The 600-nt window shown below is 66.8% G+C and carries 1 protein-coding gene; it reads right to left on the bottom strand.

Annotated elements, in window-relative coordinates; genetic code table 11:
• Positions 1–600: archaetidylserine decarboxylase (gene asd, locus AAE045_RS23840; RefSeq protein WP_455549775.1), on the bottom strand; the 600-nt coding region annotated here is incomplete at both ends.

Below are 600 nucleotides of genomic sequence, written 5' to 3'. Positions count from 1 at the left end.
GATGCCCTTGCCGCGGTAATCCTTGCGGGTGATGGTATCGCCGTAGGCCGGGATCTCCTCGCCGCCCCACACCGTCTCCACGCCGGAGACCAGCAATGCGCCGACCATCACCGAGACCATCGGGCCGAAATCGGTATCGAAGTGGCAGACCAGGCGCTCGTTGCGGGCGAACAGCCCGGGTACCTTGTTCACCGCCGCCGGCCCGACACTGAACAACCGACCCGGCACGTGCACCGTCTCGCGCAGCGTGCCGGTCCACGGCATGTGCACGCGGTGGTAATCCTTCGGCGAGAGATACACCGTGACGAACAGGCCGTGGTGGAAGACTTCCGCATCCTTGGCATCGCCCAGCAGTTCGGCGGCGGTGAAGGACTGCCCCTTGGCCTGGAAGATGCGCCCGTCCTCGATCGTGCCCAGCTGGCTGATCCGGCCGTCGGCCGGCATGACCAGCGTGCGCGGATCGGCATCGGCCACGCGCGCGCCCGGCTTCAACGCACGAGTGAAGAACTGATTGAAGGTGCGGTAGCTGCGCGGGTCCGGGTTGGCGGCTTCGGCCAGGTTCACGCCGAACTTGGCGGTCACGGTATCGATCAGCCAGCG

Source organism: Dryocola clanedunensis, from assembly GCF_038405435.1.
In the GTDB taxonomy this organism is placed as follows: domain Bacteria; phylum Pseudomonadota; class Gammaproteobacteria; order Enterobacterales; family Enterobacteriaceae; genus Dryocola; species Dryocola clanedunensis_A.
This window is presented reverse-complemented; position numbering and strand designations above follow the sequence as displayed.